The sequence below is a fragment of the Saccharopolyspora sp. NPDC050389 genome, assembly GCF_040655595.1.
Taxonomy (GTDB): domain Bacteria; phylum Actinomycetota; class Actinomycetes; order Mycobacteriales; family Pseudonocardiaceae; genus Saccharopolyspora.
This window is the reverse complement of sequence record NZ_JBFAKG010000020.1, coordinates 26,187-35,121: the sequence shown is the minus strand read 5'-3', so window position 1 is coordinate 35,121 and position 8,935 is coordinate 26,187. Positions and strand designations below refer to the sequence as shown.

The window sequence follows — 8,935 nt, the reverse complement described above, 5'->3', positions numbered from 1 at the left end:
CCACCCTACCCGGCCCTCCGCTTTTTCGGGGTGTAGAGGGGGCGGTGAGTCTTTTGGGTCGCTATAGCAGCCCAAAAGACTCACGGCCCCGTCGCCAACCGGCGCCGCGAAGCCACCCGCACCGCCACGCAAAACGAGCCTGGAACTTTCAACCACGGCGTCTCACCCTTTGAACGACCTTCCCGCCGATCGGTCTAGCCGGTAACCTCCGATCCGTGCATGTACTGCTGACCCGGAGGCGCGCGGTGGATCTTTGCCGCGTGGGTAGCAGCCTGTGTTGCGGGCACTGACCGGGCGGTAGTACGTCTTGCACATCGCACGGCCGCGCTGCGGCTGGGTTGTGCTCTCCGAAACCGCCTGACGGACTCGGCAGTCGAAGTCCACTGAGTCAGGAGGCCCCATGTCCGCCGCAACGCTCGACCCGCGTGGCGTCCGCTTCACCGCGGCGATGACCAGCGCGATCCTCGCGCTCGGGCTGGTCACCGCGAGTTGGCGAGTGCTCGCCGCACAAATGGTGCTGTTCGGGATGTGCACGTTCCTCGGAATGCGGCTCAACCCGTGGGGTTACGTGTTCCGGCAGGCAGTGCAACCGCGCCTCGAGCCCGTCGATCCGGCCGAACGCGAAGAGCCGGCACCGGTCCGGTTCTCCCAGGGAGTCGGTTTCGCCTTCGCGCTGGTGGCCACCATCGGCTACGCCGCCGAGTGGACGACGCTGGGCATCGTCGCGAACGCGTTCGCCCTGGTGGCGGCGCTGCTCAACGCGGTGTTCGGCTACTGCCTCGGCTGCCAGATGTACTTGCTGCTCCGGCGCGTCGCGCCCGCCGGAGCGTCCACATCAGACACCCGCTGAACCACCGAAGATCAACGAAGGAGTCGCTCGATGAGCCGCGCAGAGGTCCTGGTTTCCACCGAGTGGGCCGAAGAGAACCTGAACACCGCCGGCGTGGTGTTCGCCGAGGTGGACGAGGACACCACCGCCTACGACGGCGGGCACATCCCGGGCGCCATCAAGCTGGACTGGAAGAACGAGCTCCAGGATCACGTCCGCCGCGACTTCGTCAACCGCGAAGGCTTCGAGAAGTTGCTGTCCGCCAAGGGAATCAGCAACGACGACACGGTGATCCTGTACGGCGGCAACAACAACTGGTTCGCCGCGTACGCGTACTGGTACTTCAAGCTGTACGGGCACGGTGACGTCAAGCTGCTCGACGGCGGCCGCAAGAAGTGGGAGCTCGACGGCCGCGAGCTGACCAAGGACGAGCCCAACAAGGCCGCGACCACCTACCAGGCGCAGGAGCCGGACACCTCGATCCGCGCGTTCCGCGACGAGGTCGTGGACGCGATCGGCAACAAGAACCTGGTCGACGTCCGCTCGCCCGACGAGTTCGCGGGCAAGCTGCTGGCCCCGGCGCACCTGCCGCAGGAGTCGGCGCAGCGCGCCGGGCACATCCCGTCGGCGATCAACGTGCCGTGGAGCAAGGCCGCGAACGAGGACGGCACCTTCAAGTCCGACGACGAGCTGACCGAGATCTACCAGGAGGCCGGGCTCGACACGGCGAAGGACACCATCGCCTACTGCCGGATCGGCGAGCGCTCCTCGCACACCTGGTTCGTGCTCCGCGAGCTGCTGGGCAACACGAACGTCAAGAACTACGACGGCTCGTGGACCGAGTACGGCTCGCTGGTCGGCGTCCCGATCGAAAACCCCGCAGAAGCGGCCAAGAACTGAAAAATCGGTCGTTCGACCAATTTGCATAGCGGTGCCGGTAGCGGAACCTCAGACGCCGCCTGGACTGTGGGATCCCCGATTTGTGTATGACCAATACGCGGCTTCGGGGCTGTCCTCGCCAGGCGACGTCTGAGAACCCGCGGCGGTGCAAGTTACGAACGTGGGCTAAGCGGCTGCGCCGCTTCAAAGGCAAAGACTGGGAACGAGATCGAGGAGATAGAGCATGAGCGGATGCGGAGCGCCGCAGCAGTCGGGCACGGCGGTCGCCGAGGACACCGACCAGGTCATCGTGACGGGCAAGGTGCGGGCCGGCAGCGAGCCGGTCGGCGGGGCTTTCGTCCGCCTGCTGGACTCCTCAGGCGAGTTCACGGCGGAGGTCGTCTCCTCGCCAGAGGGTGACTTCACCTTCTACGCCGCCCCGGGCGACTGGACGGTCCGGGCCCTCCACCGCGAGGGCAAGGGCCAGTCCGCGGTCACCACCAGCGGGCCGGGCGTGCACGCGGTGGACATCGCCGTCGCCTGAGTTCTTCCCAGCGAAGGGCGCCTTTCACCGGTTCAACCGGCGAGGGGCGCCCTTCGCGCATGAAGGTCCACTGTGGTCAGCGCGCGGACTTGGCGCGGAGGAGCGCGAAGGCCCGCTCGTCGCGGTCCTGGGAACGCGGGTCGGAGTCCTCCTTGCAGCCGACCGTCGTGAAGTCCACGACCTCCCAGCCGGTGCGGTCGAACAGCCGGCGCAGGCCCGTCTCACTGAAGATCCAGAAGTTCGTCGCGTCGTTGTTGGCCTCGGCCGGATCCAGTAGGTAGGCCACCGGCTGGTGCTGGATCCGGGTGCCGTCCGGCGCGACCTGCGCGATCCGGGTCGACACGAAGCACAGGTCGGCGCGCTTGGCCAGCTCCTCCAGCACGAAGTACGGGTTCTTCAGGTGGTAGAGCAGGCCGAGGAAGAACACCGCGCCGTAGTGCTCGGCGGGCAGCCGGAACTGCGCGTCCAGGTCGATCTCGTGCACCTGCACGCCGGAGTCCAGCTCCTCGACGAGCCGACGCGCGCCGCGCAGCCCGTTGAAGTTCGTCGGCGCGTTGTCGATCACGTCCACCTGGCAGCCGAGCTCTGCCTCCAGGAAGAAGCCGAAGTCGCCGTCGGCCGCGCCGATGTCCGCGATGCGGGTGCCCGCGATCCGGTCGAAGACCTCCCGCTGCGCGCCGGTCAGCAGCGCGTCCAGGTGGAAGATGTTCGCCATCGTGTCGTACGGGTACCAGCCGAAGTCGGCCGGCGCGATCTTGTCCTTGCGGGCCAGCAGATCCTCGCGGAAGGCCAGCGCGCGCTCACGCAACGTCTCGAAGTCCATGTGATCCCCGTCCCTGCTGTCGGCTCGGCGCAGTTCGGCGCGGTATCCGCCCGCAGATCATGCCCGACGCCACACTCCGGACGGGCGCCGCGGTGGTTATCCTTTTCGCGTGGAACTTATCGACTTCCTGCACTACGGTCTCGTCACCCTCGTCGGGCTCGCCGCGCTGGGCACCATCTGGTTCGCCTGCTACGTGGTGTACCGCCTGCACAGCGACTGATCCGGGGCTCCCGGTAACCTCGACGCGATGACTGCTACGCCGAACGAACCACAGCGCGGCAGCGGCGACGCCGCGGTCGCCGCGGCCGAGGAGCGCGCCAAGCTGACCCGGGGCCGCAACGTCCCGGAGTACGACGACCTGCCCGGGATCGGCGACACCGCCAACCTGCGGATGGGTCCGTCGCTGAACGACGCGTGCCTCGCGCTGCTGCCGCTGGTCGGCGTGTGGCGCGGCGAGGGCGAGGCGAAGCACCCTTCGCTCGACGAGTCGTACTGGTTCGTCCAGCAGGTGACGTTCGCGCACGACGGCCGCCCGTTCCTGACCTACGAGAGCCGCGCGTGGCGGCTCGACGGCGAGGGTGGCGAGGTCGTCGCGCCCGCGTTCCGCGAGACGGGCTTCTGGCGTCCGCAAGCGGACGACACGATCGAAATGCTGATCCTGCACGAGACCGGCGTCGCCGAGATGTTCTTCGGCAAGACGCAGGGCCAGACCACCTGGCATTTCGGCACCGACGCGGTTCTGCGCACTCCGACCAGCGAAGACGTCACGGCGGCCAGCCGGCTCTACGGCGTCGTCGAAGGTTCGCTGGCCTACGTCGAGGAGCGCGCGACCTCGGAGCACGAGCTGCAGCCGCGCCTGTCCGCGAAGCTCGACCGCATCGTCGGCTGATCCGGCCCAGGCGCTCGATCGACCACTTCTTGTCAGGGTTCTCGACTACTTTTCGAGTCAGTTGAACGACGAACCCGAGGCAGGCACAGCATGACCAGCACCATCACCGGCGAGCGCGCCGACATCCTGCAGCTCCTGCAGACTCACCGGGGTTTCCTGCGGCACACGGTGCAGAACCTGACCGACGAGCAGGCCCGACTGCGGCCGACCAAGAGCGAACTGTGCCTCGCCGCGCTGATCAAGCACGTGACCGAGGTCGAGCGGAACTGGGCCGACTTCATCCGCAACGGCCGCAAGTTCGAGGCTTACGACGAGACGGCGTTCGCCGAGGCGGCGGCGACCTTCCAGCCGACCGACGAGGAGACGCTGGAAGCGCTGCTGGCGGAGTACGAGAAGGTGGCGGAGCGGACGGACGAGATCGTCGCGACCCTGCCGGATCTGGACCTCTCCCACCAGCTGCCGGACGCCCCGTGGCAGGAGGAGAAGGGCCTGCGCTGGACGGTGCGGCGGGCGCTGCTGCACATCGCCGCGGAGACCGCGCAGCACGCGGGCCACGCCGACATCATCCGCGAGACCATCGACGGCCAGAAGACGATGGGCTGACCGCAGTCGTGAGTGCGAGAACCGGTAAGAACCGGCTTTCGCACTCACGACCTACCGCGACGCGGCCGAGGCGATCAGTAGTTGGATTCGTAGAGGCCGTTGATCTCGGCGTGCAGGTCGGCGTCGGTCTTGACCTCGGTGCCGTCGATGGAGCGCACCTGGGTCATCAGCCGGACGCTCGAAGCCAGCCACACGCCGTCGCTGTCGAACAGCGCCGAGGTCGGGAACTTCGCCACCTCGGTCTTCCAGCCGGCCTTCTCCGCGGCGCGGAACAGCGCGCCCTGCGTGGTGCCCTTGAGGATGCCCGAGCTGGGCGGCGTGGTCAGCAGCGTGCGGCCCTGGGCGATCACGACCGTCGAGGTCGGGCCCTCCAGCACCGAACCGTCGGTGGCGGTGAAGATCACCTCGTCGGCGCCGCGCGCCTCGGCCTCCCGCATCGCGGCCATGTTCACCGCGTACGACAGGGTCTTCGCGGACAGCAGCAGCCAGGGCGCGCGGTCCATCATGTCCGGCGCGTAGCCCCGCTCCAGCGTCACCGCCGCGACGCCCTCGGCGCGCTTGCGCAGGGTGTCGGCGCCGATCTGCATGCCCATCGCGAAGCCGTTGGGAGTGCCGTCGCCGCCGTCGACGCCGCGGGTGCACACGAGCTTCAGCGCCATCTGCGGGTCGGTGTCCCACGGCCAGTTGTCGATGACCGTCTGCACGACGCGCTCCCAGGCGGCGCGCTCGGGCAGCCGCATCTGCATCAGGCCGGCGGAGCGCTCCAGCCGGTCGAGGTGTGGCCCGAGCTCCCTCGGCTTCCGGTCGGCGACCAGGATCGTCTCGAAGATGCCGTCGCCACGCATCACGCCGAGGTCGTCGGCGCGGAACAGCGGCGCCTGCGGATCTACGAGGGTCCCGTCCAAAAGTGCCAGTACGCGCATGCCGGAAGCCTAGAACCTCCTCGCCCGCGGCAACGGCCGCCCCGCGCGCACAACCGGCGAGTTCCCCAACGGAGTTACGATCGAAGGAACTTCAAGCGCGCCGAGCACAGGAGCGGGCATTGAGCGACCAGGGATCGCTGCGCAGCACCTTGCACCAACGTGGCATGCGGATGACACCGCAGCGCCAGTTGGTGCTGGACGCGGTGCGTGAGCTCGAGCATGCGACGCCGGAGCAGGTCTGCCGACGGGTGCAGGGCACCGCGTCGACGGTCAACATCACGACGGTCTACCGCGCCCTGGACCTGCTCGAAGAGCTGGGCCTGGTGCGGCACACGCATCTGGGGCACGGCGCGCCGACCTACTCCGTCGAGGAGCACGAGCACGTCCACCTGGCGTGCCACCGCTGCGGGACGATAGACGAGGTATCGACCGAGCTGCTGGACGACCTGTCCCGCGAACTGCTCGCGCGGTTCGGGTTCGTCCTGGACGCCACCCACCTGGCCCTGTCCGGCACGTGCCGGAACTGCCGCAACGCCGACGCCGCCGAGGAGCGCCGATGAGCTCACCCCTGTTGGACCTGCCGGGCGCGGTGCCCGCACCGGAGGATGCGGTGGACGCCGGTGTGCCCTGGCACTTCGGCGACCCGTTCGCCGAGCAGCGGTCGGCGACCCGCTCCGCGGTGCTGGTGGACCGGTCGCACCGGCAGGTCATCGCGGTGCCCGGCGAGGAGCGGCTGAGCTGGCTGCACCTGGTTCTCTCACAGCACCTGACGGAGCTGCCGGACGGGCAGGGCACCGAGGCGCTGGTGCTGGACAGCCAGGGCCGCGTCGACTGCCACGTGCTCGTCGCGCACCACGACGACGTCGTCTACCTGGACGCCGATGCGGGCGCGCAGGCCACCAGCGCGTTGCCGACGATGGGCGTGGACGGCAGGCAGTCGCTGCTGGAGTACCTCGACGCCATGCGGTTCTGGTCCAAAGTGGAGCCTCGGGACGCCACCTCGGAGTTCGCGGTGCTGACCGCGGTCGGCCCGGACGCGGGCGGCATCCTCGCCCAGTTCGCGCCCGTGCCGTCGAAGCCGTACGAGGTGAAATCACTGCCCGGCGGCGGTTTCAGCCGGTACGTGCCGTTCCGCGCGCTGCCCACCATCGACCTCGTGGTGCCGCGCGCATCGCTGGTGGAGTGGTGGACGAAGCTAACCGACGCGGGCATCCGGCCGTCCGGCACGCTCGCCTTCGAGGCCCTTCGGGTCGAGGCGCTGCGGCCGCGGGTCGGGCTGGACACCGACGAGCGCGCGATCCCGCACGAGCTCGGCTGGGTGCACGTGGCGGCGCACGTGGCCAAGGGCTGCTACCGCGGTCAGGAGACCGTCGCCAAGGTGCACAACGTCGGCAAGCCGCCGCGGCGGATGGTGCTGCTGCACCTGGACGGCTCGGCGGAGATCCTGCCGGAGACCGGTGACCCGGTGTGGCTCGGCGAGCGCAAGGTCGGCCGGGTGGGCAGCGTGGTGCAGCACCACGAGCTCGGGCCGGTGGCGCTGGCGCTGCTCAAGCGGTCGGCGCCGGTGGACGGCGAGCTGGTCGCCGGCGATCCGGAGCAGGGTCGCGCGGTGGCGGCCGCGGTGGATCCGGACTCGGTGCCGCCGGACACCGGCGAGCCGCCGGGGCGGGTCGCGGCCCAGGGGCTGCGCGGCCGGTAGTTGACGAGGCGGGTATGCCTGGAAGCGCTGCCCTTCGCGTGATCCAACGCGGCGGGAAGGCAGCGTTGTTGCAACAAACATCACCCGAACTGTTGGCGAGCTGTACCGAATTGCCGGAGGATGGCCAAGTGATCGAAGTCCGCCCGGGTGGACGGCGCCGCATCGACAGGGTCCTGGCCCCGGACTACACCAGTGAAATCGAACAGCGCACGCTCGGCGAGGTGCGCGCGCTGCGGGACGAGGCGGCGCAGGAGGAAACGGATCTCTCCTACCTGCGCCGGGTGCTGCACGCGCGGATCGACATCGTGCGCGCCGAGCAGCGGCGGCGCCGCGAGGGCGGATCCGCCTCGGTCGTCGAGCAGCTGGTGAACATCCTGGCGGACAACGCCGTCGGGCCGGCGGCCGGTTCCGGCCGCTACCAGACGACCGAGCCGTCGCGGGCCGAGGCGCATCGCAGGCACGTCGAGGCGCTGATCTCCGACGCCGACCTCTCGGACGTGATGTCGCTGTCGGAGGCCAAGCTCGACCAGGCCCTCGGCGCCTACACCTCGGAGGAGGACTCGGTGTCCCAGCGCCGCCGGGAGGTGCAGGGCGTGGTGGACCGGTTGAACGCGGAGATCGCCCGCCGCTACCGCGAGGGCGCGGCATCCGTGGACGACCGGCTCGCGGAGGAACGCGACCGGCACTGACCTTTTCGTCCTAAGTAGACACCCCAGCCCGCGGGCGATTGAATCGGATCAATCGCCCGCGGGCTTCTTATTTCCTTTTCAACTGGGGTTTTCCTGGAGTACGCTCACATATTGGTACTGATCTCCCATATTTTGAGATGGATGACATGAGTGCGCAGCCGGACACCTACACCCACGGACACCACGAGAGCGTGCTGCGGTCGCACCGCTGGCGGACCGCCGAGAACTCCGCGGCCTTCCTGATCCCGCACCTGCGGCCGGGCACCAGCGTGCTCGACATCGGCTGCGGGCCGGGCACCATCACGCAGGACTTCGCCGCCCTGGTCGGCCCCGGCGAGGTGCTGGGCGTGGACAACGTCGACGAGCCGCTGGAGATCGCCCGCGCCGGAGCCGCCGAACGCGGCCTGGACAACATCACCTTCGCCAACGCCGACGTCTACCGCCTGCCCTACGCCGACGACTCCTTCGACGTCGTGCACGCCCACCAGGTGCTGCAACACCTGACCGATCCGTCTGCCGCGCTGCGGGAAATGCGGCGCGTGTGCAAGCCGGGCGGCATCGTGGCGGCCCGCGACGCGGACTACGGCGGCATGCGCTGGTCGCCGGACAACCCGGGTCTGAACCGCTGGCTGGAGCTGTACCGGCAGGTGGCGGAAACCAATCAGGCCTTCCCCGACGGCGGCCGGTACCTCAAGACGTGGGCGCTGGAGGCGGGCTTCGACGACATCACGTGCACGGCATCGGCATGGTGCTTCGCAACGCCCGAAGAGCGCGCCTGGTGGGGAAACCTGTGGGCGGACCGCATCCGCCGGTCGTCCTTCGCGGAGCAGGCCCTGAACCACGGCCTGACAACGCGCGAGGAGCTGGAAGAACTGGCGCAGGCCTGGCACACCTGGATCGACGCCGAGGACGGCTGGTTCGCCGTCCTGAACGGCGAGATCACCTGCCGCCCCTGACTTGCCCGGGCACGGGGCCGTGAGTCTTTTGGTCGAAGCTGGAAGGGGTTTTCTGCAGCACCCGGTCCTGCGGCGTCAACGAGAAGGTGCCTTGCATCCAG

12 protein-coding genes are annotated in these 8,935 nt (G+C 69.0%); 10 read left to right on the top strand and 2 right to left on the bottom strand.

Translation table 11 applies throughout. The features are described from left to right. Window positions 1-215 precede the first annotated feature (215 nt). From AB0I53_RS15585 to AB0I53_RS15570, 4 genes are all read left to right on the top strand, one after another. Window positions 216-290, top strand: a complete 75-nt coding sequence (locus tag AB0I53_RS15585) for a putative leader peptide (protein ID WP_350945149.1) — start codon at window positions 216-218, stop codon at window positions 288-290. Window positions 291-400: 110 nt separating this feature from the next. Beyond that, the gene (locus AB0I53_RS15580; protein WP_358602374.1) at window positions 401-850 is read left to right on the top strand and encodes a DUF4395 domain-containing protein; all 450 of its coding nucleotides are present in this window, start codon (window positions 401-403) and stop codon (window positions 848-850) included. Between the two features lie 30 nt (window positions 851-880). After that, window positions 881-1,729, top strand: a complete 849-nt coding sequence (locus AB0I53_RS15575) for a sulfurtransferase (RefSeq protein WP_358602371.1) — start codon at window positions 881-883, stop codon at window positions 1,727-1,729. 223 nt (window positions 1,730-1,952) lie between these two features. After that, complete coding sequence (locus AB0I53_RS15570) at window positions 1,953-2,252, top strand: DUF1416 domain-containing protein (RefSeq protein ID WP_358602368.1); 300 nt, start codon at window positions 1,953-1,955, stop codon at window positions 2,250-2,252. A gap of 76 nt (window positions 2,253-2,328) precedes the next feature. Here the strand turns inward: AB0I53_RS15570 and AB0I53_RS15565 are convergent, their stop codons facing one another. Beyond that, complete coding sequence (locus AB0I53_RS15565; RefSeq protein WP_358602366.1) at window positions 2,329-3,075, bottom strand: methyltransferase domain-containing protein; 747 nt, start codon at window positions 3,073-3,075, stop codon at window positions 2,329-2,331. 247 nt (window positions 3,076-3,322) lie between these two features. Between AB0I53_RS15565 and AB0I53_RS15560 the strand changes: the two genes are divergently transcribed. Next, a complete protein-coding gene (locus AB0I53_RS15560) occupies window positions 3,323-3,964 on the top strand; it encodes an FABP family protein (protein ID WP_358602363.1) in 642 nt (213 codons plus the stop codon). A gap of 90 nt (window positions 3,965-4,054) precedes the next feature. After that, the gene (locus tag AB0I53_RS15555) at window positions 4,055-4,567 is read left to right on the top strand and encodes a DinB family protein (protein ID WP_358602360.1); all 513 of its coding nucleotides are present in this window, start codon (window positions 4,055-4,057) and stop codon (window positions 4,565-4,567) included. A gap of 74 nt (window positions 4,568-4,641) precedes the next feature. Here the strand turns inward: AB0I53_RS15555 and AB0I53_RS15550 are convergent, their stop codons facing one another. Continuing rightward, window positions 4,642-5,490: an aminodeoxychorismate lyase gene (locus AB0I53_RS15550; protein WP_358602357.1), complete on the bottom strand. Its 849-nt coding sequence runs from the start codon at window positions 5,488-5,490 to the stop codon at window positions 4,642-4,644. Window positions 5,491-5,654: 164 nt separating this feature from the next. On the opposite strand from AB0I53_RS15550, the gene AB0I53_RS15545 reads away from it, so the two are divergent. From AB0I53_RS15545 to AB0I53_RS15530, 4 genes are all read left to right on the top strand, one after another. Further along, entirely contained in the window at window positions 5,655-6,050 is a 396-nt protein-coding gene (locus tag AB0I53_RS15545; protein ID WP_358602573.1) for a transcriptional repressor, read from the top strand. Beyond that, complete coding sequence (locus AB0I53_RS15540) at window positions 6,047-7,189, top strand: folate-binding protein (RefSeq protein WP_358602354.1); 1,143 nt, start codon at window positions 6,047-6,049, stop codon at window positions 7,187-7,189. The genes AB0I53_RS15545 and AB0I53_RS15540 overlap by 4 nt, the downstream gene beginning before the upstream one ends. A 128-nt stretch (window positions 7,190-7,317) precedes the next feature. Next, window positions 7,318-7,878 (top strand): aerial mycelium formation protein, encoded by a 561-nt coding sequence (locus tag AB0I53_RS15535; protein ID WP_358602352.1) that lies wholly within the window; start codon window positions 7,318-7,320, stop codon window positions 7,876-7,878. 137 nt (window positions 7,879-8,015) lie between these two features. Further along, complete coding sequence (locus AB0I53_RS15530) at window positions 8,016-8,834, top strand: methyltransferase domain-containing protein (protein WP_358602349.1); 819 nt, start codon at window positions 8,016-8,018, stop codon at window positions 8,832-8,834. The last annotated feature ends 101 nt before the right edge of the window (window positions 8,835-8,935 follow it).